The organism is Qipengyuania aquimaris (assembly GCF_009827445.1).
GTDB classification, from domain to species: Bacteria; Pseudomonadota; Alphaproteobacteria; order Sphingomonadales; family Sphingomonadaceae; genus Qipengyuania; species Qipengyuania aquimaris.
Genome location: NZ_WTYI01000001.1, coordinates 2360395 through 2386899, shown reverse-complemented (window position 1 = coordinate 2386899; position 26505 = coordinate 2360395). Strand labels below are relative to the sequence as shown.

33 protein-coding genes and 1 pseudogene are annotated in these 26505 nt (G+C 61.6%); 14 read left to right on the top strand and 20 right to left on the bottom strand.

Features of this window, described 5'->3' with window-relative positions; all coding sequences use genetic code 11:
- Positions 1-5: 5 nt before the first annotated feature.
- Both GRI34_RS11770 and gluQRS read right to left on the bottom strand, forming a co-directional pair.
- Positions 6-236, bottom strand: a complete 231-nt coding sequence (locus tag GRI34_RS11770; RefSeq protein ID WP_160596085.1) for an HIG1 domain-containing protein — start codon at positions 234-236, stop codon at positions 6-8.
- A 9-nt stretch (positions 237-245) separates the two neighbouring features.
- Entirely contained in the window at positions 246-1076 is an 831-nt protein-coding gene (gluQRS, locus tag GRI34_RS11765) for a tRNA glutamyl-Q(34) synthetase GluQRS (protein ID WP_160596084.1), read from the bottom strand.
- Between the two features lie 116 nt (positions 1077-1192).
- Here gluQRS and GRI34_RS11760 point away from each other — a divergent pair, with 116 nt between their 5' ends.
- The 3 genes from GRI34_RS11760 to GRI34_RS11750 all read left to right on the top strand — a co-directional run bounded on the left by GRI34_RS11760 (position 1193) and on the right by GRI34_RS11750 (position 4668).
- The gene (locus GRI34_RS11760; protein WP_090477349.1) at positions 1193-1801 is read left to right on the top strand and encodes an HNH endonuclease; all 609 of its coding nucleotides are present in this window, start codon (positions 1193-1195) and stop codon (positions 1799-1801) included.
- Positions 1798-2826, top strand: coding sequence for a S41 family peptidase (locus tag GRI34_RS11755; protein WP_160596083.1), 1029 nt, complete (start codon positions 1798-1800; stop codon positions 2824-2826). The genes GRI34_RS11760 and GRI34_RS11755 overlap by 4 nt, the downstream gene beginning before the upstream one ends.
- Positions 2827-3114: 288 nt before the next feature.
- The gene (locus GRI34_RS11750) at positions 3115-4668 is read left to right on the top strand and encodes a phytoene desaturase family protein (RefSeq protein ID WP_160596082.1); all 1554 of its coding nucleotides are present in this window, start codon (positions 3115-3117) and stop codon (positions 4666-4668) included.
- A gap of 27 nt (positions 4669-4695) precedes the next feature.
- Here the strand turns inward: GRI34_RS11750 and kynU are convergent, their stop codons facing one another.
- The 7 genes from kynU to dksA form a co-directional block, all read right to left on the bottom strand.
- Entirely contained in the window at positions 4696-5934 is a 1239-nt protein-coding gene (kynU, locus tag GRI34_RS11745) for a kynureninase (protein ID WP_160596081.1), read from the bottom strand.
- Positions 5927-6574, bottom strand: a complete 648-nt coding sequence (gene kynB / locus GRI34_RS11740; RefSeq protein ID WP_160596080.1) for an arylformamidase — start codon at positions 6572-6574, stop codon at positions 5927-5929. The genes kynU and kynB overlap by 8 nt, the downstream gene beginning before the upstream one ends.
- Complete coding sequence (locus GRI34_RS11735) at positions 6571-7362, bottom strand: tryptophan 2,3-dioxygenase (RefSeq protein WP_160596079.1); 792 nt, start codon at positions 7360-7362, stop codon at positions 6571-6573. Before GRI34_RS11735 ends, kynB begins: the two co-directional genes overlap by 4 nt.
- Positions 7363-7413: 51 nt before the next feature.
- A complete protein-coding gene (locus GRI34_RS11730; RefSeq protein ID WP_160596078.1) occupies positions 7414-7884 on the bottom strand; it encodes a DUF4112 domain-containing protein in 471 nt (156 codons plus the stop codon).
- A 5-nt stretch (positions 7885-7889) separates the two neighbouring features.
- The gene (locus GRI34_RS11725) at positions 7890-9350 is read right to left on the bottom strand and encodes an ABC transporter substrate-binding protein (protein ID WP_160596077.1); all 1461 of its coding nucleotides are present in this window, start codon (positions 9348-9350) and stop codon (positions 7890-7892) included.
- 39 nt (positions 9351-9389) lie between these two features.
- Complete coding sequence (locus GRI34_RS11720) at positions 9390-9755, bottom strand: PilZ domain-containing protein (RefSeq protein WP_160596076.1); 366 nt, start codon at positions 9753-9755, stop codon at positions 9390-9392.
- A gap of 119 nt (positions 9756-9874) precedes the next feature.
- Positions 9875-10333, bottom strand: a complete 459-nt coding sequence (dksA, locus tag GRI34_RS11715; protein WP_160596075.1) for an RNA polymerase-binding protein DksA — start codon at positions 10331-10333, stop codon at positions 9875-9877.
- Between the two features lie 271 nt (positions 10334-10604).
- On the opposite strand from dksA, the gene GRI34_RS11710 reads away from it, so the two are divergent.
- Positions 10605-10937, top strand: coding sequence for a sel1 repeat family protein (locus tag GRI34_RS11710; protein ID WP_160596074.1), 333 nt, complete (start codon positions 10605-10607; stop codon positions 10935-10937).
- A 6-nt stretch (positions 10938-10943) separates the two neighbouring features.
- On the opposite strand, the gene GRI34_RS11705 is transcribed toward GRI34_RS11710, so the two are convergent.
- The 5 genes from GRI34_RS11705 to GRI34_RS11685 are packed head-to-tail and all read right to left on the bottom strand — an operon-like array spanning position 10944 to position 14106.
- Positions 10944-12077, bottom strand: a complete 1134-nt coding sequence (locus GRI34_RS11705) for a GNAT family N-acetyltransferase (protein WP_160596073.1) — start codon at positions 12075-12077, stop codon at positions 10944-10946.
- On the bottom strand, positions 12074-12841 hold the full coding sequence (locus tag GRI34_RS11700) for a glycerophosphodiester phosphodiesterase family protein (protein ID WP_160596072.1): 768 nt from the start codon (positions 12839-12841) through the stop codon (positions 12074-12076). Before GRI34_RS11700 ends, GRI34_RS11705 begins: the two co-directional genes overlap by 4 nt.
- The gene (locus tag GRI34_RS11695) at positions 12819-13277 is read right to left on the bottom strand and encodes a RidA family protein (RefSeq protein WP_160596071.1); all 459 of its coding nucleotides are present in this window, start codon (positions 13275-13277) and stop codon (positions 12819-12821) included. The genes GRI34_RS11700 and GRI34_RS11695 overlap by 23 nt, the downstream gene beginning before the upstream one ends.
- Positions 13274-13903 (bottom strand): HAD family hydrolase, encoded by a 630-nt coding sequence (locus GRI34_RS11690; protein ID WP_160596070.1) that lies wholly within the window; start codon positions 13901-13903, stop codon positions 13274-13276. The genes GRI34_RS11695 and GRI34_RS11690 overlap by 4 nt, the downstream gene beginning before the upstream one ends.
- Positions 13900-14106, bottom strand: coding sequence for a DUF3572 family protein (locus tag GRI34_RS11685; protein ID WP_407692143.1), 207 nt, complete (start codon positions 14104-14106; stop codon positions 13900-13902). The genes GRI34_RS11690 and GRI34_RS11685 overlap by 4 nt, the downstream gene beginning before the upstream one ends.
- Before the next feature lie 131 nt (positions 14107-14237).
- On the opposite strand from GRI34_RS11685, the gene GRI34_RS11680 reads away from it, so the two are divergent.
- From GRI34_RS11680 to GRI34_RS11665, 4 genes are all read left to right on the top strand, one after another.
- Entirely contained in the window at positions 14238-14606 is a 369-nt protein-coding gene (locus GRI34_RS11680) for a response regulator (RefSeq protein WP_090478469.1), read from the top strand.
- Between the two features lie 118 nt (positions 14607-14724).
- Positions 14725-14967, top strand: a complete 243-nt coding sequence (locus tag GRI34_RS11675; RefSeq protein ID WP_160596069.1) for an acyl carrier protein — start codon at positions 14725-14727, stop codon at positions 14965-14967.
- On the top strand, positions 14967-16223 hold the full coding sequence (gene spt, locus GRI34_RS11670) for a serine palmitoyltransferase (protein ID WP_160596068.1): 1257 nt from the start codon (positions 14967-14969) through the stop codon (positions 16221-16223). The genes GRI34_RS11675 and spt overlap by 1 nt, the downstream gene beginning before the upstream one ends.
- A 58-nt stretch (positions 16224-16281) precedes the next feature.
- A complete protein-coding gene (locus GRI34_RS11665; protein ID WP_160596067.1) occupies positions 16282-16713 on the top strand; it encodes an OsmC family protein in 432 nt (143 codons plus the stop codon).
- Positions 16714-16770: 57 nt separating this feature from the next.
- Here GRI34_RS11665 and GRI34_RS11660 read toward each other — a convergent pair whose 3' ends face one another.
- The gene (locus GRI34_RS11660) at positions 16771-17616 is read right to left on the bottom strand and encodes a sterol desaturase family protein (protein WP_160596066.1); all 846 of its coding nucleotides are present in this window, start codon (positions 17614-17616) and stop codon (positions 16771-16773) included.
- A gap of 100 nt (positions 17617-17716) precedes the next feature.
- Here GRI34_RS11660 and GRI34_RS11655 point away from each other — a divergent pair, with 100 nt between their 5' ends.
- Entirely contained in the window at positions 17717-18352 is a 636-nt protein-coding gene (locus GRI34_RS11655) for a Crp/Fnr family transcriptional regulator (protein WP_160596065.1), read from the top strand.
- A gap of 1 nt (position 18353) precedes the next feature.
- On the opposite strand, the gene GRI34_RS11650 is transcribed toward GRI34_RS11655, so the two are convergent.
- Positions 18354-18992, bottom strand: coding sequence for a YqaA family protein (locus tag GRI34_RS11650; RefSeq protein WP_160596064.1), 639 nt, complete (start codon positions 18990-18992; stop codon positions 18354-18356).
- 213 nt (positions 18993-19205) lie between these two features.
- Here GRI34_RS11650 and GRI34_RS11645 point away from each other — a divergent pair, with 213 nt between their 5' ends.
- The 5 genes and pseudogenes from GRI34_RS11645 (at position 19206) to GRI34_RS11625 (ending at position 22647) form a co-directional block, all read left to right on the top strand.
- Complete coding sequence (locus tag GRI34_RS11645) at positions 19206-19835, top strand: hypothetical protein (RefSeq protein WP_199800165.1); 630 nt, start codon at positions 19206-19208, stop codon at positions 19833-19835.
- Positions 19832-20287 (top strand): annotated as a pseudogene (locus GRI34_RS11640) (terminase large subunit domain-containing protein); the annotation flags it as partial. The gene GRI34_RS11645 and the pseudogene GRI34_RS11640, both read left to right, overlap by 4 nt.
- Before the next feature lie 58 nt (positions 20288-20345).
- Entirely contained in the window at positions 20346-20684 is a 339-nt protein-coding gene (locus tag GRI34_RS11635) for a DUF2793 domain-containing protein (RefSeq protein WP_160596063.1), read from the top strand.
- Between the two features lie 197 nt (positions 20685-20881).
- Positions 20882-22018 (top strand): OmpA family protein, encoded by a 1137-nt coding sequence (locus GRI34_RS11630; protein WP_199800164.1) that lies wholly within the window; start codon positions 20882-20884, stop codon positions 22016-22018.
- Positions 22019-22113: 95 nt separating this feature from the next.
- On the top strand, positions 22114-22647 hold the full coding sequence (locus tag GRI34_RS11625; protein WP_160596062.1) for a superoxide dismutase family protein: 534 nt from the start codon (positions 22114-22116) through the stop codon (positions 22645-22647).
- 10 nt (positions 22648-22657) lie between these two features.
- On the opposite strand, the gene GRI34_RS11620 is transcribed toward GRI34_RS11625, so the two are convergent.
- The 4 genes from GRI34_RS11620 to hslO all read right to left on the bottom strand — a co-directional run bounded on the left by GRI34_RS11620 (position 22658) and on the right by hslO (position 26503).
- Positions 22658-24301, bottom strand: coding sequence for an MFS transporter (locus GRI34_RS11620; RefSeq protein ID WP_199800163.1), 1644 nt, complete (start codon positions 24299-24301; stop codon positions 22658-22660).
- Between the two features lie 4 nt (positions 24302-24305).
- Positions 24306-25022, bottom strand: coding sequence for a 7-cyano-7-deazaguanine synthase QueC (gene queC, locus GRI34_RS11615; protein ID WP_090477303.1), 717 nt, complete (start codon positions 25020-25022; stop codon positions 24306-24308).
- Positions 25023-25061: 39 nt separating this feature from the next.
- Positions 25062-25472, bottom strand: a complete 411-nt coding sequence (locus GRI34_RS11610; protein ID WP_245755740.1) for a hypothetical protein — start codon at positions 25470-25472, stop codon at positions 25062-25064.
- Between the two features lie 125 nt (positions 25473-25597).
- On the bottom strand, positions 25598-26503 hold the full coding sequence (gene hslO, locus GRI34_RS11605) for an Hsp33 family molecular chaperone HslO (protein WP_160596061.1): 906 nt from the start codon (positions 26501-26503) through the stop codon (positions 25598-25600).
- Between the last annotated feature and the right edge of the window lie 2 nt (positions 26504-26505).

Here is a 26505-nt window from a genome sequence, read left to right as displayed (position 1 = left end):
CCGGATCAGGCGGCGACGGCGAGCATGATCGCCATGATCACGATGGCCACCGCCTGCCATTTGACGCGTGCCATCATCGCCTTGTTCTGCTTCAGCTGCATGTCGGTGGCATCCACCTGCTCGCCGCTCTGCAGATCGATCTTGGTCGATTGGAGGAAGGCCACCACGCCGCGAACGAGGGACACGACGACCATGATCATGGCCGCGAGGATGAGGATGACGAAGACAGTGTTCATGGGCCCTACCTAGGTACTGACGAGCGAAATTCCAGTTGGAAACTCTTCAGCGCGCAGCGCGTCGGCAAGTTCCCGCCCGTCCTCGCCCGCAAGGCGGCGATCGGCGAGGCTCGGCGATCCGCGCCGCTTGGCCAGCTTCTGCCCGGTCTCGTCGACCAGGATCGGATGGTGGTGCCAGTCGGGCACCGGCAGGTCGAGCAGCGCCTGCAGCACCCGGTGCACATGGGTGAGGGCAAACAGGTCCTGCCCGCGTGTGACCAGTGTCACCCCGTCCGCCGCATCGTCGAGCGTCATGGCAAGATGGTAGCTGGCGGGTGCGTCCTTCCTCACCAGTACGACATCGCCGAAGGGGCGCGGGTCGGCCATGATGAGACCGGCAAGCTCGTCCTCCCAGAAAATCTCACCCACTTCGGCCATCGCGCGGTCCACGTCCAGCCGCAGCGCGGCAGGCTTTTCGGGATCGAGCAGGCGGCCCTTGCAGGTGCCGGGATAGATCGCGCCCTCCGGCCCGAAACGCGGCTCGGCCGCCTGGATATCGGCACGCGTGCAGGTGCACGGGTAAAGCAGGCCGCGATGCAGCAGCTCGCGCGCGGTCTCTTCATAACTCGCCAGCCGGGTCGATTGCGCGGGCACTTCTTCCCATTCCAGCCCCAGCCATTCGAGGTCGGCGCGGAATTCGTCGGCCAGTTCGTGGCGCGAGCGTTCGCCGTCGATATCCTCGATCCGCAGCAGGAAACGTCCGCCCCGCTCGCGCACCAGATCGTGCGCCACGATAGCCGCGTAGGCGTGGCCCAGATGCAGCGAACCATTGGGGCTTGGGGCGAAGCGGGAAACGATCAAGTGACGGGACTCGCTGGATAAGCTTGTGGATAGCCTGTCTGTAACAGTCTTGACCCTTTTGTTTGCAAGTGCATTCTCAACCTCATCGGGGAGGGACGCGCACGTGTCTACGACTGATGTTCAAGGCTGAGTTACTCGAACGCGCGGCTCGCTTCCGCAGCGCCGACGAAGATCCGACACGAAATCTGGAATCGTGTCCCTCGCTCGTGCTCAACGCGGATTACACGCCGCTGTCCTATTATCCGCTGAGCCTGTGGCCCTGGCAGACCGCGATCAAGGCGATCTTCCTCGACCGGGTGGACGTAATCGAGACCTACGAGCGCGAGGTCCATTCGCCCAATCTCGACATGAAGATCCCCAGCGTGATCGCGCTGAAGCAATATGTGAAACCGTCCGAATTCCCGGCCTTCACGCGCTTCAACCTGTTCCTGCGCGACCGGTTTTCCTGCCAGTTCTGCGGCGACATGAACAATCTCACCTTCGATCATGTCGTGCCGCGTCGCCTGGGCGGGAAGACGACGTGGGAAAACATCGCCACCGCCTGCGCGCCCTGCAACATGAAGAAGGGTGGCCGCACGCCCAAGCAGGCGGGCATGACGCTCTATCACGAGCCGATCCGCCCGACGCATTGGCAATTGCAGCAGCACGGCAAGATGTTCCCGCCCAACTACCTGCACGAAACATGGCGGGACTGGCTCTATTGGGACATCGAGCTGGAGGCGTGAGCTTGCGCAAACTGTCGACTTGCTTGTCGCTGGCCGCGACCTGTGCCGCCCTTGCCCTCGCCACGCCGGTTGCGGCGCAGGAGGATGCTGCGCCACCAGAGCCGGAAACCCCCGCCGCCTATGTCGAGCACGCGCTGGATCTCCTCCAGCGATTCCACATGAACCGCGAGCAGGTCGATTGGGATGCAATGCGCGATGCCGTCACGGTACTGTCCGCACATGCCCAAACCCCGCGCGACACGCATTCCGCCTTGCGCGCAGCGGTGGTCGCGATGGGGGACAATCACGGCTACCTCTATGTCCCGCGCCCGCGCCAGCAAGCGAGCGGCCAACCCGGCAAGGAAGCCGCCGCGCCGCCCATGCCTGAAGGCGAAGCGCTGGACGGCGACATCGGCTATCTCATGCTGCCCCGCCTCACGACTGTTGGCGGAAACGAGAAGGTCGGCACGCAATATCGCGAGCTGCTGGTCCAGACCTTGGAGGGGCTCGACTCCTCGGCCCGCTGCGGCTGGGTTATCGATCTCAGGAAAAACGGCGGCGGCAATATGTGGCCGATGCTCAACGGGCTCGACCCGCTATTGGGCGATGGGCCTTTCGGCTTTTTCGTCGGTATCGAAGGCCGGGCCGCGTGGGTGCGCACGCAAGATGCAATAGCCTCCCAAGGCGGCGGCGAGGTCGATTCGGGCGAACCACAATATGCGCTCGCCAATGCCACGGCTCCGGTTGCGGTCCTGTTCGGTCCGCGCACCGCCAGTACAGGAGAAATGGTCGCCGTCGCCTTCGCGGGACGGGAAAGCAGCCGTAGCTTCGGGGCGCGGTCGGCCAATTACACCACAGCGGTCCGCCCCTTCGAACTGAGCGACGGAGCGGTCCTCGGCGTTACCTCAAGCAAGGTCGCCTATCGCGACGGCACACTGATCGAAGGCCCGCTGGTCCCCGACGAGATGGTCGAAGGCGATGCCCTCGAAGCGGCGCTGGAATGGCTACAGGGCCAGTGCGCGGTGTCGGGCGCTTCGGAGAAGTGACCGACCGCTAAGCTATCTGCGAAGCCTAATCAGGCCCGCGCGAGAAGGTCCGGTTCCCCGATTGGCTGCCAATCATCTAATTGCGAAGCACCGCAATCACGTCCGTGTCGAGGAACAGGGCACAGGGAGATCGCCTCCCAAGGAATTGATCTCGATCAATGTCGCCCGATTGTATCGGTGTAAGTTGTCATGATGTCGCGGCACCCTGACTGGTCGAGCGAGAGCCGGCCATGCGCGACGGCCCTGGTCGTATGGATCGGGATTTCTCGGATCATCGAGGAGGCAATCATGTCCGATATTCAACAAGCCGATTGGGACGCGATCGTGATCGGTTCCGGTATTGGCGGGATGGCTGCCGGTGCGGCCCTCGCCCGGGTTGGGAAGAAGGTGCTGATCCTGGAACAGCATTGGACCCCAGGCGGCCTCACCCATAGCTTCGAGCGCGACGGGTTCAGTTGGGATGTCGGGCTTCACTACCTCAGTTACATGGCGCCGGGAGAGCGCGAGCGCGTAATACTCGACTGGCTATGCGACACGCCCATCGAACTGGTGTCGTTGGGGGCGGTTTACGACGTCATTCACATCGGCTCGTCGGAGCCGCTGGCCTTATCCCGGCCCTACGAAGCGCAGGAAAGGGACCTGAAAGATCGATTCCCGCACGAAGCCGCAGCGATAGAAGCCTGGACCGTGGCGCTGCGTAAGGGCCGTGAAGCCATGCTCAAGATATTCCCGACCCGGGCGATGCCGGAATTCGCAGGTGACATCCTGGATTGGTGGAACAGCCACGAAATCGAAAAGTGGTGCAAGCGAACAACCAGGGAAGTTGTCGACGAACTGGTCGAAGATCGCGAACTGGCTGCAGTGCTGACAGCGCAATGGGGCGATCACGGGGGGCGCCCGAGCAAGGCCAGCTTTGCAATGCATGCCCTGATCGCTGCATCCTACCTGAAGGCAGGGTCGTGGTATCCGAAGGGCGGTGGCGCAGCCTTCGCAGACCATATCCTGCCCACCATTACCAAGGCAGGAGGCGATGTCAGAACCGGAGTGCGAGTTACAGAACTCGTATTCGAAGGGAGCGCGGTAGTCGGCGTGCGGACAGCCGACGGTGAGGATATCCGGGCAAAGGCCGTCATTTCGGATATCGGAGCCCGCGAGACCGTCGACGCATTTGTACCGGCGAGTGCGGGACACGAAGACTGGATTGCCGAAATCCGTGCGCTGCCTTCGAGCATCGCGCACTACACACTCTTCCTCGGCTTTGAAGGCGATATCGAAGCTGCCGGGGCTACCAAGAGTAATCACTGGTTTTATCCAACGGGCGAAACGGATGTGATCTGGACAGGCGCGCCTGATGAGGACCCTCCTTTCGTCGCGATTGCCTTTGGCTCGCTGAAGGATCCGGCCCACGATCCGGGACCACGCCAGCAGCACACCGGACAAATCTTGACCTGGGCCGATTGGGAGCCCGTCAAGCGTTGGTCGGGGATGCCTTTTGGTGAGAGGGGCGACGATTATGCCGAGTTCAAGCGGCGGGCAGAAGAAACGCTGTTCAGGCAATTCGAGCGCCGTTTCCCCGATCTCGCGAAGCTGGTCGTCTATCGTGAGTTGGCTACCCCGCTCTCTACAGTAACCTTCACCGGCCACCGCGATGGCGCCTTCTACGGGCTCGATGTGACTCCGCAGAGGGTCGTGTCTGATGCGTTGAGGGCAAGGACGCCGATACCGGGCCTCTACCTGTCAGGGCAGGACGTCGCGAGCCCGGGGATCCCCGGCGCGCTGTGGGGCGGCGTCCTTGCGGCGGCGAGTGTCGATCCGAAAGTGTTCAAACAGTTCCGGAAGTAGTGTCGCTTCACCACCCTGTTTCGGATATCAGGTAACTGCCGCGCGCTCCTGGAATTCCGCGCGCTGCCATTCGCCGGTTTCCAGCACTTCCGACAAATGCCGTGCCGCTTCGGCGATGTCCTCGAAGCGGAGATATGCCGGAGCGAAACCGAAGCGCAGGATATCAGGATCGCGGAAATCGCCGATCACGCCGCGCGCGATCAGGGCCTGGCAGATGGCGTAGGCTTCCTCGTGCCGGAAAGAGAGCTGGCTGCCGCGCTGTGACGGGTCGGACGGGCTGACGAGTTCCAACTCCACGCCACTTTCGATCAGGCACTGGCGGAAGAATTCCGACAGCTTCTGCGATTTTGCGTAAAGCGGCTCGATCCCGATCTCGTCGATGAGATCCACGCCTACTTCCAGCGCCGCGAGGCCGAGAATTCCGGGTGTGCCGCACAGCAGGCTGTCGACCCCGGAGGCGGGAACGTAATCGTCGCTGAACGCAAATGGCTTTGCATGTCCCATCCAGCCCGAAAGTGGCTGGCGGAGCGCTATGTCGTCTACGCCATGGGCTATGTGGTGTTTTTCAGCGACGAAGGCATATGCGGGGGCGCCCGGCCCTCCGTTCAGATATTTGTACCCGCACCCGACAGCGAAATCCGCTTTGCAATCAGCAAGATATACTGGCAGCGCGCCGCCAGAATGTGACAGGTCCCACAGCACCAGCGCGCCCTTTTCATGCGCCGCACGGGTGAGAGCCTCCATGTCGAACAGTTCGCCGGTCTTGTAATGTGCATGGGTGAGCAGCAGCAGGGCTACATCCTCGTCCAGCGCGTCCATGAGGCCGCCTCTCTCCACCAGCCGGCGCTCGGCAAGACCTTGTTTTTCAAGACCTTCGATCATGTAGACGTCGGTCGGGAAGTTGCCCGGCTCGCTCAGAACGACCTTGCGTCCAGGCCGCATAGCCAGCGCCGCAGAGATCAGCTTGTAAAGGTTCACCGAAACGCTGTCGCAAACGATGACCTCGTGCGGCTGCGCGCCAATCAGCGGCGCTATCTTGCCGCCGACACGCTGGGGGAGATGGATCCAGTCGGCGCTGTTCCAACTGCGGATGAGGTCGCGGCCCCATTCCTCTCGCACGACCTGTTCCAGCCGAGCAGGCGTGGCTCGCGGGAGGCAGCCTAGGGAATTGCCGTCAAGATAGACAACACCCTCGGGCACATCGAACCGCTCGCGGAATTGCGCCAGCGGATCGGCCGCATCGAGGCTGCGCGCACGTTCAAGCATCTGTAATTTCTCGTAAAATGGCACGGGTCAGGCCAGCATCCCCGCCTCCGACCTTGAGCGGCAGGGCAACGAGTTCGTAGCGCCCCGCCTCTACCTCGTCGAGGACGAGACCTTCGAGGATGCGCATGGCATTTTTCGCCACCGCCTTGTGGGCATCCATCGTCTTGGAATCCTGCGGATCGACGCTCGGCGCGTCGGTGCCGATCAGCTTGACGCCCTGGAGCGCCAGCCATTCGACCGCCTCTGCCGAAATCGGCGTCCAGTCGCTGCGCCAGTCGTCATGCGGGAAGCTGTCCCAGGTGCGGAAGAGCACGCGGTCCACGCTGTCGAGGTGCGGAAGGTCGGCGACGTCGATTTCGCCGGAAACGCTGCGGGCATCCACAACAAGGCATTCCCCGATGAAGGGGTCGAGCTCCATGCTCGCGGCATCCATTCCGTCGGCGGAATAGTGCAACGGCGCATCGGCATGGGTGCCGGAATGCGTGGTCATCGTCATCTTGCCGACATTGACCGGCGAGCCGTCCTCCATCCGCCATGTCCGCTCGAAACCGAATTCGGTATCGCCCGGCCAGACCGGCAGTCCGGGGCGCAGGACCTGGCTGATATCCCAGATGCGGAGCGAGCTGCGCCAGGAACTCATATCGCCGTCCTCACGCTCAGCAATTCGGGGAAGAAAGCCGCTTTCAGCACGCCGGCGAGATAGGGCACCCCCGGCGTGCCGCCAGTGCCGCGTTTGAAGCCGATGATCCGCTCAACCGTCTTGAGATGGCCGAACCGCCAGCGCTGGAAATGGTACTCCAGGTCGACCAGTTTTTCGGCCAGTTCGTAAAGGTCCCAGTGTTCCTTGGGTGACCGGTATATCTCGGCCCAAGCATTCTCGACTTCGGAGGAATGCTCCCACGCAGCTCCGACATCCCGCTCAAGCACAGTTTCCGGAATAGCGAATCCGCGCCGGGCAAGGAGCGCAATGACTTCGGCATAAATGCTCTTGCGCTCCATTTCCGCGCGCAAATCCGCCGCCACTTCGGGCGTCGCTTCATGCATGGTGATCATGTCCGGGTTCCGCCCGCCGAGAAGGAATTCCATCATGCGGTATTGCGCGCTCTGGAAGCCGCTCGACCCGCCGAGATGCGGACGGATGGTCGAATAATCGTGCGGCGTCATGGTGCTGAGCACGTCCCAGCTCTGGATCAGCTGGCCCTGTGCCCGCGCCACCCGCGCCAGCATCTTGAACGAAGGCCTCAGGCGGTCTTCGACAATGCAATCGCGCGCCGCGAAGAGCTCGTGCAGGCACAGCTTGAGCCACAATTCGCTGGCCTGGTGGACGATGATGAACAGCATCTCGTCATGCGCGTCCGATGAAGGATGCTGCGCGGCAAGGATCCGATCGAGGTCTAGATAGCTGGAATACGTTACGTCCTGCGTCATGCGTCATGCCTTATGGCTGGGACGCACAAGGCGCAATGGTCGCAATCGAAACTACTGGTCGATGACCCGCGTTTCAGGGTGGTGCTTGTCGAGGTGCTTGCGGATCGTGCGCAGGTTCTTGGTATTGGACCTGTAGAGCACGTCGAAGGCGTCACCCACCAGCGGCACCGCACCGACTGCCGTGTCGAACCCCACCCTGCCGAGCATGTGCCACAGCTTCCACTTGGGCAGGCCCAGATTGCGCGCTTCCCACACGATGTAGCTGCCCATGGCGGCGGTGATGATATCGCCCACCACCGGCACGAGGCCTACGATCGTGTCGAGACCGATGCGGTAGTTCGTGCCCGGCAAGACCATGCTGCGTTCGAGGATCATTTCGAGCGCTTCGACCCTGCGCCGGATCGATTGCGGATCGCTGCCGGTGGGCAGATCGAAGGCGAAGCCCTGCGCATATGCGCGATTTTCGGTGCGATCCTGGCCGCCCTGATAGGGCTCTATCGGAGTGAGGCGATTGTCTTCCATTGCCCCTAGATGGGCGCGCGGGTGAGCGGGAACAAGGGATGGAAGGCCCAGGGGTTCTCGGAGAAGCCTTCTACATCCGAGCGCACCTGCGCCCAACGGATCGGCGCACCGAGCGGAATATAGTAGTTTAGCGAGGTCAGACTTTGCTCTGCTTCGATGAGGTAGGAGGCCTCCTCGTCGGGGCTCTGGGCATCGACCGATAGCGAAACGAGGAAGTCGACATCTTCCGAGCAGACCTGCGGCGAAACCATGCAATTGAACTGGTTCAGGAACCAGCGGGTTCCGGCGAACCGCGCGAACCTGTCTCGCAAGACGAGGTCTGCCGAACGGCGGTTCTCGGCACGCTCGGCCACGATCCCGACCTGCCCGAGGTCAGCGCTCAGACGCTCGAACAGGATGTCGGAACCCGGGCCGTCCGGTAGAGCAATGGACACGCTGGGCGCGCGGCCGTTGGCATTGGTCCACGCCGAGGCGCGCTGAGCCGCCCTGCTGCGGCGCTGGTCGAGCGACAATCCGTCCCACCGCGCCGGGGCCCGGGCGACAGTCGCGGGCAAATCGTCCGGCACGATGCGGTTCGACGCATTCCAACCCTCGATGCTCAGCGCACTGGCAATCGCGCCGCGATCGATGGCGAGCGCGATTGCTTCCCGGTTCTCGCTCGATGCGAGAAAACCCTCGCGGCGGATGACGTCAAAGCCAAGCAATCCGACCGCAGAGTCGAGCCTTACGCTGGCGCGGGCAAAGGTGCTGGTTGATGCTAGCGGCAGGTCCTGCATCCGCCCGCCAAGCATGAGGTCGTACCTGTTCTGCGCGAAACCCTGTGCCGCCTCTTCAGCGTTCACGGATTGGAAGCGGATAGAGCGCAAGCCTTCTTCCCAGTCCTGCTGCGGCGGCAGGCCGCGTTGTTCGGGCGGCATAACTTCGAGGTTGACTGCATCGTCCGATCTCGCCGCCACCAGCGGTCCCGTGCGCGCGAATTCTCCGGTAATCCCGAGTTCGGGCTGCGCGAGCAGCTGCAAGAGGCCAGGCATCGCGCTCTTGAGGCGGATTTCGACCACCCTTCCGGTCATCGCACGCACATCGGCAACCTTGGCAAGGTCCAGTCCCAGGCTGGTCCCCTCAAGCCGGGATAACGTGCGAACCAGCGAATCCCTTACGCTATTGGCGGTGAGGCGTGAGCCATCCGGCAAATCGAACTCGGTAATCCTGAAGATATAGCTTTTGCCATCGTCGGTGACGATCCAGCGTTCGGCAATGGCGGGCACCACCTGCCCGTCGGAGTTCAGCCTGACCAGACCCTGGTGCGTAGCGGCACGGATGTGCTGGGCTGCCGGCCCGATCCGCAGGCCGGTCTCGAATGCATCGGACGGCGCACCGATAAATGCGACATCGACGACACCGTCATCCTCGCGATTGTCGCAAGCGGCCAATGCCAGAATTGCGATAAGGGCTGCCGGGAAACGCATGAGGCTGGGTTAGCAGCGACACGGTTTCACGCAAGCCGGTCAGATTTTACGCAGTCCGCTACCGTATTGCGGGAAATTGCCGACTGGGCGGGTGTAGCGAGGCGCTTCACGTTCCGCTTGCACGGGCTGGGCGCGCGCAGCCTTCGAATCGATATCTTCCTCGAATGCGATGCCCATGCGATTGCCCTGCACCCATGCGACGGTACCGCGGACTGGCCGTACGTTACGAAGTTCGACAACGACGCGGTCGCCGCGGGACAACATGAGGAGACCTTCGGCCATCATCCCGCCATCGGACAGATTGCGCACCTTCACACGCGACAGCTCGTTCGCGCTGTCGAGACGGATTTCCGCCGTCAGGAAAAGGCTATCCCGGTTGAGGTTACGCGTGTCGATCGAAGACAAGGCCAATCGCTCCAAAGCTGCTCATTCCAAGCATGACGTAGAGCCATGCGTCGTAACGTCGCAAGCTAGAGATTGCCCGTGAAGAAATGGTTACCTGAAGCGCAAGATTTGCGTGGCAATCAGGTGTCGCGCGAAATCTTTTCTCGCCGCTCGTGGGCGGTCTGCGCTTCCACGGTCATGGTGGCTACCGGCCGGGCGATAAGGCGGCGCAAACCAATGGGGTCGCCCGTCTTTTCGCAATAGCCGTACTCGCCCTCGTCGATCCTGCGCAGCGCGGAATCGATCTTGGAGATCAGCTTGCGCTGGCGATCCCGGGTGCGCAGTTCGATGCCCCAATCGGTTTCGGACGATGCGCGATCGTTGAGATCGGGTTCGCGGATCGGGCCGTCCTGAAGCGATTGCAGCGTCTGTCCTGCCGCGTCGTGGATGGACTTCTTCCAGTCGAGCAACAGCACACGAAAGAAGTCCAGCTGCCGTTCGCTCATGTACTCTTCGTCATCGGACGGGACATAATTGTCGTCGACGGCGGCTTTCGCCTTTGCAAGTTTTTCGGAGACACTCGAAGCCGAAGTGGCCATTGATCCCGTATTCCTTCTACCCAAGGTACTCGAAGCTGCTCCTACCCGCCGGGCCGAATTTTTCCGGTCCCGTGCTGCTTCCTAGATGGCGCGGCCTATAGGTCGCAGCTTGGCGCCGCACAAGGAGCAATCCGGAGACTTCCAGAGCCCTGTGGCAAATTCGACGCATCGAATGCGCCGATGCAGGAATCCGCATTAACCTTTTATTGACCATAAAGGCCGAGGACTGTCCTCACCCGGCGGGGGGCCGGGACAATGGGGGAAGTTCGAAATGACCATACTCACGAGCATCGAAGGCGGCGCAGGCCGTATCGACCAGACCAATGAAGGCGAAGCCACGATTGCCGAATGCCTCGCACAGTTTGCCAAGGGCAGCATCGACGCGCTTTATGACCTGGGCGTTGCTTTCTCGACCGGAAGCCACGGGGTCGTCTGCGACATGATCGAAGCCCACAAATGGTTCAACATCGCCGCATCCAAGGGCCACGAAGAGGCTGCCTGGTGCCGTGCAGACGTGTCCGACGAGATGGCGGCCCGTGAAATTTCCGAAGCCCAGCGCCGCGCCCGCCAGTGGCTCAGCGAAGGACAGCGCAAAGTCGCCTAAGGCCGGTCAGCCGCGCTTGAACGGAGTGCGGCGGTCCAGGTAATTGCGATCTGCGGCGACACCCTTGCGCTCACGCTCGAGGAAATCGGCGATGGCTTCGCGAAATCCCGGATCGGCAATCCAGTGGGCCGAAGTGGTTTCCACCGGCTCGTATCCCCGGGCCAGCTTGTGACCGCCCTGGGCGCCCGCCTCGACCCGCGACAGGCCCAGTTCGATCGCCGCATCGATCGCCTGGTAATAACACAGCTCGAAATGCAGGAAGCGGACGTCTTTCGTGCATCCCCAATACCGCCCGTACAGGGCTTCGCCGCCGATGAAATTCAGCGCGCCGGCGATAGGATTGCCATCTTCCAGCGCCAAAACCAGCATCAGTTGCTCGCCCATGCGTTCGCCGAATAGGTCGAATGCATCACGGGTCAGATAGGGGCGACCCCACTTCCGCGCCCCTGTATCCTGGTAAAAAATCCAGAAGGCATCCCAGTGCTCGGGCCGGATATCGCCGCCTTTCAGCCGCACGATTTCCAAGCCGGCCTGCGCGGCGGCGCGTTCCTTGCGCAGATCCTTGCGCTTGCGAGAGGTGAGCGTCGCGAGGAAATCGTCGAAATGTCCGTAACCCCGGTTCATCCAGTGGAACTGGATATCCTTGCGCGGCAACCATCCGGCGGCCTCGAAGAAGCGGATCTGGTCCGGCTCGATGAAGGTCGCATGCGCACCTGAAAAACCGTTTTGCAGGCACAATTGCTCGGCCGCGGCCAGTAGTGGAGCCGCAAGGCTCTCGTCGGACAGCAGGAGCCTTGGTCCCGTGGCCGGTGTGAAGGGTGCGGTGATCTGGAGCTTGGGATAGTATTCGCCCCCCGCGCGCTCGTACGCATCGGCCCAGGCATGATCGAACACGAACTCGCCCTGGCTATGGCCTTTCAGATAGGCTGGCAGGGCCGCCAGCGGCTGTCCGTTGTCGGAGGAAATGATCAGCGGCGCGCTCTGCCACCCGGTCCCTGCGCCGACGCTTCCCGAATCTTCCAGTGCCGTCAGGAATTCGTGCCGCATAAACGGGTTGTCACCCGCCAGCGCATTCCAGGCATCCTTGTCGATCGAGCCGACCGAGCCTGCGACCCTTGCAGCAAGTTCGCCGTCGCTCACGCCAGGCCGTCCCCTTCGGCAATGAGGGCGTCTGCATACTGCTCGCCCGTTGCACGCGTCGCGGCGGAATTTACGGTCCACGTCAGAACCGGGAAGCCCCGCCCCTGCAGCGCGGCGACCATGGAATTCGGGAGCGCCGCCACGTGATAGGCGATGAATTCCGGCTTCGCGACCCACAATGCCAGATGCCTCTGCCAGGCCTGCTGCGTCATGCCGTGCTCGTCCTCGCGCATGACGAGGCCGCGCACGGTTTGCGGCGAATGTTCGGCGAACCATCGGCTCACCCGCGGATCGAAACTCATGACGGCGTGGGGCCCATCATAAGTCGCCAGCACGTCGCGCACCGCGCGGCAGCTTTCCTCGATATCGTAGCGGCGGCGGGACTTGATCTCGACCAAGATCGGCACACGTGTGTCCACCAGTTCGAGCAGGTCGTTCAGCCGGGCCAGCTTGTGTTCGCTATCGAGGAAGGCGATCTGCGCAAGCTCGTCGGCACTATAGTCCGACAGGGGGCCGGAGACGCCGGTGAGCCGGTCGAGCTCCCAATCATGGACCAGCATGGGTGCATTATCGCGGCTGCGCTGGATGTCGCACTCTATGCCCATGCCCGCTTCGACAGCGAGCTCGAAAGCGGCGAGCGAATTTTCCGGCACGCCATCGCGGTGCATACCCCGGTGCGCATAGGTCCAGTCGCGCAGCCAACCGACCCGCGCCGGGTCAGGCGTCGGAACGATCAGGCGATCAAGCGGGGCGAAGAGCGACAATCGCGTCGACCTCTACTGCGGCATCGAGCGGGAGAACCGGGACGCCGACAGCGCTGCGCGCATGACGACCCGCGTCACCGAAAACCTCGAACATGAGGTCGCTGGTGCCGTTCACCACTTTGGGCTGGTCGGTGAAGTCCGGCGTACTCGCGACGAAGCCGCCGAGCTTGACGACCTGTTCGACCCGCTCGAGCAAGCCGGCAGCCTTGAGCTGCGCCATGATCATCAGGCCGCAGGCGCGCGCCGCTGCCTGACCCTGTTCGAGCGACACATCCGCGCCGAGCTTGCCGGTCACAAGCCTGCCTTCGACGAAGGGAAGCTGGCCGGAAATGTAGGCGGTCTGGCCGGACACGACGAGCGGCTGGTAGCTGGCTACCGGTGCGGCCGCTTCGGGCAAGGTAATGCCCAGTTCTTCCAGCCTTGCTTCGATGGTCATGCGGTTTCCTTTTCGAGTTCTTCCTTCAGCCACGGAAGGGCGTGTTCCCAGGTGTCGATCCGCGCATCGGCATGGCCGGAGGTATGCGCGCAGTCGATATGCGGTGCCAGCATCGGCTCGCCGCACAGGTGCAGCGTCGTGATTTGGCCGATCGTTTCGCGCGCCGAACGGTGATGCTGGGCAAGGTCGTCGATGAAGATCGCCTTGGTCGGATTGTATTCGTCGAGAATGCGCTGGAGCGCCGGACCCTTGGGGCCCTGGTTCGTGAAGACCCGCGCATTGAGACCATGGTCGGCCAACTGTTCGGTGCGCATCTGTTGGCGCTTGTCCACGAGATTGGTCAGGATGACGACGTCCGCCCGCTCGCCCAGCTCGTTGATGCCCTCGATCGCACCGGGGATCGGCGACTGGCGATGCATTTCGGTGTCGAAGAACTTGCCGAGCATCCGCCAGATTTCCTCGGGCGCAAGGACCTCGCCGCTTTCCTGCCACCGAAGGGCTTGGGCAAAATCGTTGCCGTTCATGCGAAACTCGACACCCTGCGTCTCGTCCAGCCAGTCGCGGAAGGGCGACACCATGTAGAGCAGTACTTCATCGCAGTCAGAAATAATCAGGGGGCGGCTCATTCGGACAGGCTCCTGTGGGCAGCGACTAGCGCTTCGGGCGTCGTGCCCAGTGCATCGGCTGCCGAGATAAGATCGGGTTCGTGATTTGCGAGGAATTCAAGCACGGCAGCCTGCACTGCGCGCTCGCCAATACCATGGCGCAGGCGTTCGGGCGTCAGGCCGGTAAGGGACAGCAACCGCTCGGCACGCCGGTCGTCGACCAGCGCCCAGCCGAGTGCCTCAAGTGCCAGGACTTCGGGTGCGCGGGTTTCGCCGGATTTGTCGTTGGATAGAATTGTCAGCCCTTTCGCTTGTCACTATGCCCCGGTGCCAGATCGCAGGAGACGGCAAGCACGTGGCAAAGAGAATACTCGTTGTCGAGGATAACGACCTCAACCGGAAATTGTTCTGTGACGTGCTGAAAGCCAACGGCCACGAGGTCGTGCCCGTCGCCGATGGCAACAATGTCATCGCCACCGCCCGCAAGTTTGCGCCCGATCTCGTCATCATGGACATCCAGCTTCCCGGTGTGAGCGGGGTCGATTTGATCGCGGAGCTCAAGGACAACGGCGATCTCGCCAAAGTGCCGGTGCTCGCCGTAACCGCCTATGCGGGCAAGGGTGACGAGGAACGTATCCGCGGCGCGGGCGCGGAAGATTACCTCGCCAAACCGGTATCGATCGGCCCTTTCATGGCCGCCGTGCGGCGCCTTGTCGGCGAGTGAGATAGCGCGCCCACGCTTGACAAGCGGGTCCGGAAACCGCTTTGCCGCCCATTGATTATCTACTGCAAGCGCCGCGGGTCGCCCCTGCCGCTGTAACATTACAAGGACTGGACCCTTCATGGACCGTGCCGAAGTCGACGCAAAAATCCGCGAAATCGCAGAACCCTTCAACAAGAAGGGCGTCACCATCACCGAAGACACCAGTTTCCAGAACGACCTGGAATTCGACAGCCTGACCGTCATGGATTTCGTCGCCGAGATCGAAGACGAATTCGACATCATCATCAGCATGAACCAGCAGGCCGAGATCGAGAAATACGGCCAGCTCGTCGATGCCGTGACCAAGATGCAGGCCGACTGATGAGCGAGGGCATCTCCCAGCCGGACCAGCCGCAGACGCTCGAGGGGCACGCGGGCGACAAGGATCTCTTCTCCAAGTTCGACGACATCATCGCGATGCGCCAGGGCCTGCTCGACAGCGGCGTCGAGGACCCGTTCAACCTCGTCATGGAAAAGGTTCTCTCGCCAACCCGCGCCATCTGCAACGGGCGCGAGACGATCCTGCTTGGCACCTATAATTACATGGGCATGACCTTCGACCCGGACGTGGTCGAAGCGGGCAAGCAGGCGCTGGCCGATTTCGGTTCGGGCACGACCGGCAGCCGCGTTCTGAACGGCACCTACCAGGGGCACAAGGACGTCGAGGAAGCGCTCAAGGACTTCTACGACATGGACCATGCGATGGTCTTCTCCACCGGCTACCAGGCCAATCTGGGGATCATCAGCACCATCGCCGGCAAGGGCGATTACATCGTCCTCGATATCGATAGCCATGCCAGCATCTGGGACGGCTGCGCGATGGGCAATGCCGAAGTGGTGCCTTTCAAGCACAACGATATCGAAGCGATGGAAAAGCGCCTGAGGCGCATTCCTGAGGATGCAGGGAAGCTGGTCATCCTCGAAGGCGTATATTCGATGCTGGGCGATGTCGCACCGCTCAAGGAAATGGTCGCCGTCGCGAAGAAATACGGCGCGATGGTGCTGGTCGACGAGGCACACTCCATGGGCTTCATCGGCGAGCACGGACGCGGCGTGGTCGAGAGCGCCGACGTGATCGACGACGTCGATTTCATCATCGGCACCTTCTCGAAGAGCGTCGGCACCGTCGGGGGTTTCTGCGTTTCGAACCACCCGAAGTTCGATATCATGCGTCTCGTTTGCCGCCCCTACGTGTTCACCGCCTCGCTCCCGCCGAGCGTGGTGGCGACCGCCTGCACCTCGATCCGCAAGCTCATGCACGGATCGAACAAGCGCGCGCATCTATGGGAAAATTCCAAGAACCTGCATAAGGGACTCAAGGATCTGGGCTTCCAGCTCGGCACCGACGAACCTCAAAGCGCGATTATCGCGGTGATCATGCCCGACCTCCAGCAGGGCGCGGCCATGTGGGAAGCGCTGATCAAGAACGGGCTTTACGTGAACCTTGCCCGACCGCCGGCAACGCCTGCCAACATGACTCTTCTGCGGTGTTCGCTTTGCGCCGAACACAGCGAAGAGGAAGTCGGCGAAATTCTCGAGATCTTCGAGAAATCGGGTAAGGCGGTCGGAATTATCTGATCCGGCGGGAACGCGCGTCCCCGCCTGCTCGTCTCTTTCGGTGAAGGAGAACGACCAGATGAAGACGACCAATAGCGGCAGCGCAACTTACGAAGGCCTTGGCAAGGACGGCAAAGGCCATGTCTCAACCGGGTCGGGCGCACTTGCGGCTCAGCCTTATGGCTTCAACACCCGCTTCGAGGATGCCCCCGGAACTAATCCAGAAGAGCTTGTCGCCGCTGCCCATGCAAGCTGTTTCACCATGGCCCTGTCATTCAAGCTGGCCGAGGCAGGCTTCACCGATGGCAGCGTCGTCACCAGCGCGAAAGTCACGCTTGAAAAGGAAGACGGCGGATTTACGGTGACGAAATCGGCGTTGTCGACCAAGGGAAAGGTCGAGGGGATGGATCAGGCCAAGTTCGAGGAACTGGCCGCCGATGCCAAGGCGAACTGCCCTATCTCGAAATTGCTTAACTGCGACATCACGCTCGAAACCAAGTTCGAAGGCTGATCCCATTTCTTCGCGAGAAAGGCCGGCCGGGGGTTGCAAACCGGCCGGCCTTTCCCGTCAGGCGACCTTGGCGGTCGCCTCCTCTCCAACCGAAGGTTTCATCTCCCGGTTCTCGGGAAAGATCGGCCACATGAGCTGCTGGCCCAAAGTCGCGGGCGCGAGGTTCTCGACGCCATAACTCTTGGGGAAGCTGCGCGTGATCTTCGCGGTGCCGAACAGCACGTCCCAGAAGAACAGCAGGTTTCCATAATTGCCCTTGTACTGAACCGCCGGATCGTCGGCATGGCGGCCGTGGTGCGCATGGTGCGTGGCAGGCGTCGAAATGGTCCGCTCGACCACCCACATCACGGGCGAGAGCCACTTGATCTTGTAGAGGGGCTTGTCCCAGGCGACATCGGAATGCGCGCCGGTGATGACCAGCAGCTTCACCACGATATACCCGGCATATACCCAGCCGAGGCCGAGGTAGATCAGGATGCCCGACAGCCAGATGCCCGGCATCATCGCATAGTAAAATAGGTTGTTTCGGTACACGAGCCGCACGCTCATGTACTTCGCGTTATGGTGCGCGCGATGGAGGTTGTAGAGCCAGTGAAAGCTGTGGCTCGCGCGGTGCCACCAATACTGCATCATGTCGTCGAGGATCAAGAACAGGCCGATCGCGAGGAAGATATTGATGCCGGACAGCGCGCCCTCCCATTGGGGGGCGACCATTCCGGCGAGAGTCGCCGAGGTAAAAAGAACGACAGGCTGGGTTAGCCCGAGCAGCATGATCATGCTGACTGCTTCGACGATTCCGTCGTCACGGGTCTGTTCGGACTTGCGGAACAGATTGGTCCGCCACAGCTCCAGCAGGGCGAAGCCGAGGTAGATGCAGATGATCGCAATGGTCGAAGCAGGCATGGGTCTCTCCCTTGTCGATTCCCGGCCTAGCGTTTACCGAAGCGAAGTAATGTCAAATGTTTTACATTCTGACCCGACTCGGCGCTCGCTGGTGTCACCCATGCTGTTTTCCAGCCTTGACCCGGCCTTGCAGGCCCACCTGCTGCGCGGTTCGGCGGAGCGGCGCTACGAAGACGACCAGATCATCCAGCAGCGCGGTGAGATGGCCGATGGTTTCTGGCTGATCGAGGCGGGCGAGGTCATGGTCGGCCAGTTCCTGCGCGAAGGCGACTTTCGCGCGGTCGCCCTTCTCGGCAAAGGCGATTCCTATGGCGAGCTCGCGGTATTCTCCAACCGCCCCCGCATCGTCGATGCCGTGTCGCGCGGGCAGAGCACGTTGCGGCACATATCGGCGCACCGCTTCCTCGATGCGCTGGGCAATTACCCCGCCTCGATGAGAGCGCTCTTGGGCGCCCTCTCGCACCAGTTGCAGGACACGCTGTCGCTACTGGCCGGGATGCGGCGCGGGACCAATCCGGCGAGAATGGCCGAGCTGCTCGTCAATCTGGCGGGGGAGGTCCGGCACGAGGCACGGGTCGAAATCACTCAGCAGGAACTTGCCGAGCTGCTCGGTATCACGCGCGTCACGGCCAACGCCGCGCTAAGGATCCTGCAACAGGCCAAGCTGATCGAGCGCGGGTACGGCACGATTATCGTGCGCGACCGCGACCGGTTGATGCAGTTCGCTCTGGACTAGATCAGCGGGCGTCGATGGCGGGCGGGTTGCTGCACACGCCGCCTTCTTCGTCCTCGCCGCCGCCGAGCTGCGTGAGGACCAGAACGCCGCCTACCACCAGGACGACGAAGGCCGTCGTAACAAGACCGAGGTACTTGTCGATCACCTGCTTGATCGGCGCCCCGAAAACGCGGAACAGGATGCCCACCGTCATGAAAATGAGGGCCCGGGCGAACAGGCTCGACAGAACGAAGGTGACGAGGTTCATGCCGACAAAGCCCGCCGTGATGGTCAGCAGCTTGAACGGCACCGGCGTCGCTCCGGCGATCAGGATCGCTTCGAAGTCGTATTCGCGCAAATGGCACGCCGCGACGGGGAATGCCTCCGTCAGGCCGAGCGCGCCGATAAGCCAGGCGCCGACCGTGTCGTAGAGGCCCCACCCGATCGCATAGCCGAGCAAGGCACCCGCGACCGATGCCAGCGTAGCGACGAGAGCGAACTTCACCGCCTTCTTCGGTTCGGCAAGGCACATAAGGCCGAGCAGAGGATGCGGCGGGATCGGGAAAAAGGACGATTCCACGAAGCAGAAGAATGCCAGCCACCAGACCGCATGCGGATGCGCGGCCTTGTCCATGGTCCAGTTGTAGAGGCTGCGCAGCATGTTCGTGTGACCCTCGAAATCGAAGCCAGCGACCTAAGGCACCCGGACTGCGTAGGCAAGCGTCACCGTATAACCTATTTGGTTCTTTTTTCTTGACATCGTGACGCTATTTGGCTAGACAAATGAAACATCGCGATAGTGTGATTCACTCGAAAGGGCGGCCGGCAGGTCGCCCTTTCGCGTTTCATGCGTCCGCCGGATCGGGAGGGAGCCATGGGAAAATCACGATCTTCTGCCCGCCACGCCTGGGAAGCCGCGTTCCTAGAGGCTTTGCGTGAATACGGCAAAGTCAATGCGGCTGCGCACGCTGCCGGAATAACCACCGGGCCGCCATATAAGCGGCGCAAGGTCAGTGTATCTTTCGATGCGGAATGGAAACAGGCGCTGGCCGCCTACAACAGCGGGAAAAGCAAGCGCATCCGCAACAGCGAGGAGCGCCCCGCCCCTCGCCAGTGGAAACGCGTCTTCCTCGATGCGCTTGCGGAAACCTCCAATGTCGCAGGCTCGGCAAGACAGGCGGGTATCGCCCCGCGCGTGGCCTATCGTACCCGTCGCAGCTGCGACGACTTTGCCAGCGACTGGCGTGCCGCGCTTTTCGAAGGGTATACCAATCTGGAAATGGAAGTGCTCGGATACCTTCGCGATCCGGCCCCTGATCACAAGATGGATGTTACCGCAGCGCTGCGCCTGCTCGCCGCGCACAAGGAGACGATCGCGCAGGAACGCGCCACCCGCGCCAATGTCAGCGCCGCCGAGGTCCGCGCCTCCATCGAACGCAAGGTCGACGAGCTTCGCAAGAGGGTCGCCGGACGCGACATCCAGCCGGAGCGTCCGCACCGATGAACCGCCCACTGTCGCGCCCCGAGGTCTGGGCGAGGCTCAAGGAGCAGGAGCTGGCCGACCATGTGGACGGCATGAGCGAGGGAGAGCTCGGCGAGTTTGCCTATGACTTCCAAAACCACGCGCATGACGGCCAGCTGCCGCCGGACGGCGACTGGAAGATCTGGCTCGTCATGGCTGGCCGCGGTTTCGGCAAGACGCGCGCGGGTTCGGAATGGGTACGCAGCATCGCCGATAGCGATCCGCGGGCACGCATAGCGCTGGTCGCTGCAAGTCTCGGCGAAGCGCGCGCCGTCATGGTCGAGGGCGAAAGCGGGATCATCGCGTGCTGCGCGCCCGACAAGAGGCCGACCTTCGAGCCCTCGCTGCGGCGGATCAGCTGGCCCAACGGGGCCATGGCCACCCTCTATTCGGCCGCAGAGCCCGAGGCCTTGCGCGGTCCGCAGCATAGCCACGCTCGCCGGGCAAGCGCAGAAGGAATTCTATGTAAACGAGTCACTTTCGCGCCTCGATATGCTGCTGCACCCGGTGATCGAGGAAACTGCATCGGTACCTCCGGCTTCGCCAGAACCCGGAGCCTGCTACATTGTCGGCGACCAATCGAGCGACGATTGGACCGGTAAAGAGGGTTCGATAGCCGGCTGGATCGATGGTCAATGGACCTTTGCCCTCCCGAAAAACGGTTTGATCGTCTATGACAGGCAAACCGGAGGATCGCTTGTGTATCGTGATGGGTGGGTGCGTCATCAGACACCCACGCTTCCTGCCGGTGGCATTACGATAGATACCGAAGCAAGAGCCACTATTGAGGAATTGGTCGCGATATTGAGGCATCACGGCGTATTCCCTTGATTGTTTGGAACCGTCTTCGCAGGATGTCGTTTGAGTGGTGTCCGAGGGTGAGATATCGCTCGGACAGCTTTGTATTTCGACGGGAATCGCGACATTCTTGCAACAGTTCCCGTCCAATGCCTGCTTGCCACGTGTGAACGGGAAAGTTAGATAACCACCACTCGGTGGCTCCAATTCGCAAAAAGGGGAAATAAATAATGCGGAATTTCGTCCTAGGAATGGCGATGGCCTCTACGGCCCTTGCATCGCCTGCCCTCGCACGAGACAATTCGTGGTACATCGGCGCCGAATTCGGTCCGATGATCGCTGAAGATCTCGATCTCAACCTTCTTGATGAAGACGGCGCAACGCTGGATACGCTGGTTGTCGACACCGACAATGGCTACGATGGCGGCGGCTACGTCGGCTACGACTTTGGTGCGTTCCGCCTCGAAGCTGAAGTAAGCTATCGCGATGCGAATGTCGAAAGCGTCGATGTGGGCACTACGGGCCTCGCAAATGCTTCGGGATCCATCGCCCCGGCTGGTCAGACCGCCGCTGTCGGTGGCATCAACTCGCTCAGCTTCATGCTGAACGGCCTGTTCGACTTCGGCCCCGATGATGGGCTCCAGCTCTACGCTGGTGGCGGTATCGGTGTTGCTCGCACTAGTGTCGAAGGACGTATTGCAAGCGCAGGAAGTCCTTCGATCGACGATTCGAGCAGCGACATCGCATGGCAGCTTCTCGCTGGCATCAATGCTCCGCTGACCGACAACCTGGACGTTGGCCTGCGTTATCGCATGTTCACTGCTGAAGACGTGCAGGTCGTCGATCTCGGCGGTCGTGCTCTCGACGGCAAGCTGCGCACGCATTCGCTGATGGGTACGCTCACCTACAACTTCGGTGCGCCTACTCCTCCGCCTCCTCCGCCTCCGCCGCCGCCGCCGCCGCCTCCTCCGCCCCCGCCGCCTCCGCCGCCGCCGCCCCCGCCGCCGGCTCCGGTTTGCCAGCAGGGCCCGTACATCGTCTTCTTCAACTGGGACGAGTCGGACATTACTCCGGAAGCGGCAACGATCCTCGACAACGCAGTCTCGGCATACGCCAACTGCGGTATGGCTTCGGTCATGCTGGCGGGTCACACCGACACGTCGGGTTCGGCTCAGTACAACATGGGCCTCGCCGAGCGTCGTAACTCGTCGGTCCGTGATTACCTGACCGCACGCGGCATTCCCGATGGTCGCATCAGCAGCGAAGCCTTCGGCGAATCGCAGCTGCGCGTTCCGACCGCCGACGGCGTTCGCGAACTCCAGAACCGTCGTGTGGAAGTCACCTACGGTCCGGGTTCCGGCATGTAATTTCACTCACCGAGTGAAAACAGGATTAGGGGCCGGAGCAATCCGGCCCCTTTTTCGTTGGTCCCTTGTCATTCCAGCGAACAAGGGATCTTCAAATGAAATACGCAAAAGCTCTCGTGGCGATGTCTGCAGCACTCCAGCTCGGAGCATGCTCGACCTACGGCAGCATCCCTAGCGAACGGGTGGCCAGCGCTACACTCACTTTCGCCAATGGGTTGCCAGCCGGGACGGCCCAGCTTCTTTCGGACGGTGACACAGTAACCATGGGCGTGGCGGTCACCGGTCTCGAGCCTGGGCCACACGGCTTTCATCTTCACACAACCGGCAAGTGCGAAAGCCCTGGCTTCCAAAGTGCCGGAGGGCATCTCAATCCTGCAGGACGCGAGCACGGCAGTGAAAATCCGGCCGGCAAACATCTCGGCGACCTACCCAATCTTGTGGTGAACGAGGCGGGCCGCGCGACCGCTCAATATGAACTCGCTGGTTCAGCCAACGGAGTACTCGCCGATATTTTCGATGAAGATGGCACTGCCGTGATGATCCACGCAGGACCAGACGACTATCGCAGCGATCCAGCAGGCGATGCCGGTTCACGCATCGCCTGCGGAGTGATCAAAGCGGCCAGTTAAAGTTGCGTTGCTAGACTGACTCGCCGGCCGCGCGAGCGCGCTCCAGAACGGAAGCGCCCGCGGCCGGTACCAGCTTTAGCGCGGCAAGCAGCAATACGAAGCCGAATGGTGCAGCCACCAAGGTGGTCAGCATCCCCGTGCTCAGCCCACCCGGACTCACAGCCGATACGTAACCTGCAAGGAAAGGCCCTATCCCCAGTCCGATTAGGGTGGTCGAAAGGAAGAAGATCGCCGTCGCCATCCCGCGCATGCGGGGAAGGACGAGCGCCTGGCTACTGGCTGCGGCTGCGCCGAGTGCCGAAGCGCCGGTCATTTGCGCAAAGAAACTCGCAACATAAAAAACGGTGAGGCTGTCGGTAGTATACGCGACAATGATCGGCGGAAGCGAAGCGACTAGACCGAAGAGAATGACCATCACGCGGCCGTTCTGGAATTTCTCTAGTAGATAATCTGCCATTCGCCCCCCCAGGATAACCCCAAGAAAACCTGCGACGGCAGAAGGTGCACCGAGGAACCAGCCAAGGTCGGTCTTGTCGGCCCCGAGGACACGTTCTGCATAGGGTGCCCCCCAATAGGAGGCCGCGTAAGCCATGAACGCAACCGTTCCGTAGCCCAGCACAACGCTGAGAAACGCTGGTGAGCCCCATGTCAGACGGAAGGTCGGGAGATCACGGGTGTACAGCGCAGTCGCCCAACTGAAGACAGCATAATATCCTACGCCAAGGAATAACCACTGATCGCTCACCGGCACGCCCGCTGCCGTCAGTCCTACCGCGTCGGACAAATAGGCCGAAGCCCCGGGGGTGATTGATGTCAGGAAAACCGCAAGAACAGCGAAGGCGACAAGCCCGGCGACATTGATGGCGAAAGCGCCGATCCCGCGCTGAAACGCGCCAAGCAGCGTGAAGGGGGGAATGACCTGGAAAAGTTCCTGGAAGAACCCGCGGAACGGATGCGGATTCTCCGGAGTGGGCAGGCCATCGATTTCTCCGCGCACCGGCTCTCGCAGGGTCAGGACCCATAGCGCGAGCAGAAGCCCCGGAATACCGACCGACAGGAACGCGGCTTGCCACCCGACCAGACCGAGTGGGCCACCGTCGGGATATGCCTCGTTCCAGTTTTCGACGACGAGACCGCCAATAAGCAGCGAGATACCGCCGCCGATGTAAAGTCCACTGGAATAGATCGCGAGCGCAGTCGCACGCAGCCGCGCCGGAAACCAGTCGGAGATCAGCGAATAGGCCGATGGACTGGCCGTCGCCTCACCCACACCTACACCTACGCGTGCAGCTGTGAGTGCTCCGGCATTCTTGGCAAAACCCGACAATGCGGTCATCGTGGACCACAGCGCCAAGCCGATTGTCATCAGGCGGACACGTTTCCAGCTGTCAGCCAGTTTGCCGAGAGGAATTCCGAACAGCGCATAGAACACTGCAAACGCAGTACCGTAGAGGAAGCCCAGATAATCGTCTTCGACACCAAGGTCGGCCTTGATGTCATTCGCCAGGATCGAGAGGATTTGCCGGTCGATGAAATTGAGAACGTATACGAGGACGAGAACGCCCAGCGCATACCAGCTATAGGCTGGGACCTTGGCATCCGGTTGAGGCGACGCTCCGATCGGCTTCTCGCTTGTCACGTCGCTCTCGCTCAAATTCCTACTCCCTCAAATCCGGCGCTCCCGGCGCATAGGCAGTCGTATCGATTAGCCCAGCTTCGTCAAAGCCCTTTCGACGAAGTCGGCAGGAATCACACGCGCCACAGGCCGTTCCGTCTTCGGTTGGATCGTAGCAAGACCAGCTCCAGGACGGATCGAGATCGAGGCGATAGCATTCACGCGCAATGTCGGCCTTGCTCATGTGCTGGAGCGGCGCGTGGATCGAGAACGGCTCGCCTTCGACACCCTGCTTGGTACCGAGCCTCGCGGTTTCGGCAAAACTGGCAATGAACTCCGGCCGGCAGTCAGGATACCCCGAGTAGTCGAGCGCATTAACGCCAATGAAGATATCGCGGGAATGCACGCTTTCGGCAAAAGCAGTCGTGAGGGCGAGAAATACGAGATTGCGGGCCGGAACGTATGTGACTGGAATGTCGTCTCCGACGCCTTCCTTCGGTACGTCGATATCGTCGGTCAGCGCCGATCCGCCGAAACGGCGCAGATCAAGAGGGAGCTCGACGTGGCGCGACACGCCCAGAAGTTTCGCAATCTTCCGCGCCGATTGGAGTTCGCGAATATGTCGCTGGCCGTAGTCGATGGTTAGCGCGTGAACCGCATATCCCGCTTCCCGCGCGAGAGCTGCGCTGACCATCGAGTCCAAGCCGCCCGACAGCAGTACGACTGCCGGCGGCGAATCCGCATTGTTCACTTCATTCATGAAACGCCAGCTAGAGCCTTCACCCTGCGCGGGCAATGCTCACTGGCAGGAACCGATGCGGCGCGCCTCGGCTGAAAACTGGAATGGACGCCCACCCACAATACCCTGGCTATCAATCTGCACCAGAGCGGGCCCTTCCTTGCGCACGTTGGTGCGGCCATAGCCGTCGCCCGGGCACGTGTACTGGACGGTCACTTCGTTGCGGCCATCTTCGACCACGAAGCGATTGCATCCGCTCGCCGAGTGACGCAACTGGATCAGTTCACGGCCGGAACGGACACAGACCTTGCGGGCCGGGGAACCGTCGCGAAAGCGCAGCTGCCACTCGCCTTTATCGAGCGAATCGAGCATGGCGAGCGATGACTGGGCGAGAGTTGGCGACGCAACGGCACCGGCGCACAGCAATGCAAATGCGCCTCCGATCACACCAAGTTTCTGTTTTCCGGTCACTTTTGCCAATTACCTCGATTTACGTGCCTGATACTTCGTATCTAGTGCAAAATTATGAACATTCTGCGCTGAACCACTGCAGAACAAGCGGGTTCCCAGTATCGACAGGCACATAGTGTATCAGGCTAGGCCTCAATCGGGAACTGGCGCGAACAGAACGCGCAATCGACTTGGATAATTCCGTTCTCGTCACGCATTTCGGCCCGATCCGCTTCCGCGAACTTGGCGAGCACGCTTTCGTAGTGCTCTACCGAACACCTGCAGCCCTTCTCGATAGTGTGGCCGCTGCTAATTCTGATCTCGTCTTCGTCGTGGAAGAGTCGCCAGACAATCGCTTCGAGTGACAGTTTCGGGTCGAGCAATTCCTCGTGGCGGAGCGAACCTGCCAGGACCGAGACATGCTCCCACTCCGGGTGGTCGAGCCTCGCGTGAAGACGTTCGCGCCCCTCTTCACCATCAGGCAAATGCTGCACCAGCATGCCCGCAGCCATGCAGCTGCCCGCGTTCGATCTGACCGCGGTGCGGATCAGGGTCGGGACCTGCTCGGACTGGAAGAAATACGCCTCGCAAGCCTCGGCAAGGGAGTCCCCTTCGAGAGGGACGATACCCTGATAGCGTCCGCGTCCGCCGGTCATATCGAAGGTAATGGCGAGGTAGCCCTTCCCGAACAGCGCAAAGAGCGAAGGGTTCGCGCCAAGTTCGATGAGCTTGTCGGCGTCGAAATCGACGTAGCCGCGAAGCGCGCCGTCCTTGTAATCGCAAACGAGCAAGTTGATGGCGCCGGCTTCGGTCTGAGCCTGCATGGTGACCTGCGACCCCTCGCCTTTCAGCAACCCTCCCATGAGCGATATGAGCACGAGCGCTTCGGCCAAGAGGTGAGTAATCGGCGCAGGGTAATCGTGAGCGGAGAGGATCTCGTCGAGAGCCGTATCCAGCCGCACCACGCGCCCGCGCGCATCCCGCGACGGGATGGCGAATGAAAGGGTCTTGCCGGCGAAAGTTTCGCCCGGGTCTGGCTGATTATCGGTCATGC

What these genes read in the sequence shown, in the direction of transcription:
- GRI34_RS11770 (WP_160596085.1), bottom strand. Translation starts at nt 236, where the DNA reads ATGAACACTGTCTTCGTCATCCTCATCCTCGCGGCCATGATCATGGTC.
- GRI34_RS11760 (WP_090477349.1), top strand. Translation starts at nt 1,193, where the DNA reads ATGTTCAAGGCTGAGTTACTCGAACGCGCGGCTCGCTTCCGCAGCGCC.
- GRI34_RS11750 (WP_160596082.1), top strand. Translation starts at nt 3,115, where the DNA reads ATGTCCGATATTCAACAAGCCGATTGGGACGCGATCGTGATCGGTTCC.
- kynU (WP_160596081.1), bottom strand. Translation starts at nt 5,934, where the DNA reads ATGCTTGAACGTGCGCGCAGCCTCGATGCGGCCGATCCGCTGGCGCAA.
- kynB (WP_160596080.1), bottom strand. Translation starts at nt 6,574, where the DNA reads ATGAGTTCCTGGCGCAGCTCGCTCCGCATCTGGGATATCAGCCAGGTC.
- GRI34_RS11735 (WP_160596079.1), bottom strand. Translation starts at nt 7,362, where the DNA reads ATGACGCAGGACGTAACGTATTCCAGCTATCTAGACCTCGATCGGATC.
- GRI34_RS11730 (WP_160596078.1), bottom strand. Translation starts at nt 7,884, where the DNA reads ATGGAAGACAATCGCCTCACTCCGATAGAGCCCTATCAGGGCGGCCAG.
- GRI34_RS11725 (WP_160596077.1), bottom strand. Translation starts at nt 9,350, where the DNA reads ATGCGTTTCCCGGCAGCCCTTATCGCAATTCTGGCATTGGCCGCTTGC.
- dksA (WP_160596075.1), bottom strand. Translation starts at nt 10,333, where the DNA reads ATGGCCACTTCGGCTTCGAGTGTCTCCGAAAAACTTGCAAAGGCGAAA.
- GRI34_RS11710 (WP_160596074.1), top strand. Translation starts at nt 10,605, where the DNA reads ATGACCATACTCACGAGCATCGAAGGCGGCGCAGGCCGTATCGACCAG.
- GRI34_RS11695 (WP_160596071.1), bottom strand. Translation starts at nt 13,277, where the DNA reads ATGACCATCGAAGCAAGGCTGGAAGAACTGGGCATTACCTTGCCCGAA.
- GRI34_RS11690 (WP_160596070.1), bottom strand. Translation starts at nt 13,903, where the DNA reads ATGAGCCGCCCCCTGATTATTTCTGACTGCGATGAAGTACTGCTCTAC.
- GRI34_RS11675 (WP_160596069.1), top strand. Translation starts at nt 14,725, where the DNA reads ATGGACCGTGCCGAAGTCGACGCAAAAATCCGCGAAATCGCAGAACCC.
- spt (WP_160596068.1), top strand. Translation starts at nt 14,967, where the DNA reads ATGAGCGAGGGCATCTCCCAGCCGGACCAGCCGCAGACGCTCGAGGGG.
- GRI34_RS11665 (WP_160596067.1), top strand. Translation starts at nt 16,282, where the DNA reads ATGAAGACGACCAATAGCGGCAGCGCAACTTACGAAGGCCTTGGCAAG.
- GRI34_RS11660 (WP_160596066.1), bottom strand. Translation starts at nt 17,616, where the DNA reads ATGCCTGCTTCGACCATTGCGATCATCTGCATCTACCTCGGCTTCGCC.
- GRI34_RS11655 (WP_160596065.1), top strand. Translation starts at nt 17,717, where the DNA reads ATGCTGTTTTCCAGCCTTGACCCGGCCTTGCAGGCCCACCTGCTGCGC.
- GRI34_RS11650 (WP_160596064.1), bottom strand. Translation starts at nt 18,992, where the DNA reads ATGCTGCGCAGCCTCTACAACTGGACCATGGACAAGGCCGCGCATCCG.
- GRI34_RS11645 (WP_199800165.1), top strand. Translation starts at nt 19,206, where the DNA reads ATGGGAAAATCACGATCTTCTGCCCGCCACGCCTGGGAAGCCGCGTTC.
- GRI34_RS11635 (WP_160596063.1), top strand. Translation starts at nt 20,346, where the DNA reads ATGCTGCTGCACCCGGTGATCGAGGAAACTGCATCGGTACCTCCGGCT.
- GRI34_RS11630 (WP_199800164.1), top strand. Translation starts at nt 20,882, where the DNA reads ATGCGGAATTTCGTCCTAGGAATGGCGATGGCCTCTACGGCCCTTGCA.
- GRI34_RS11625 (WP_160596062.1), top strand. Translation starts at nt 22,114, where the DNA reads ATGAAATACGCAAAAGCTCTCGTGGCGATGTCTGCAGCACTCCAGCTC.
- queC (WP_090477303.1), bottom strand. Translation starts at nt 25,022, where the DNA reads ATGAATGAAGTGAACAATGCGGATTCGCCGCCGGCAGTCGTACTGCTG.
- hslO (WP_160596061.1), bottom strand. Translation starts at nt 26,503, where the DNA reads ATGACCGATAATCAGCCAGACCCGGGCGAAACTTTCGCCGGCAAGACC.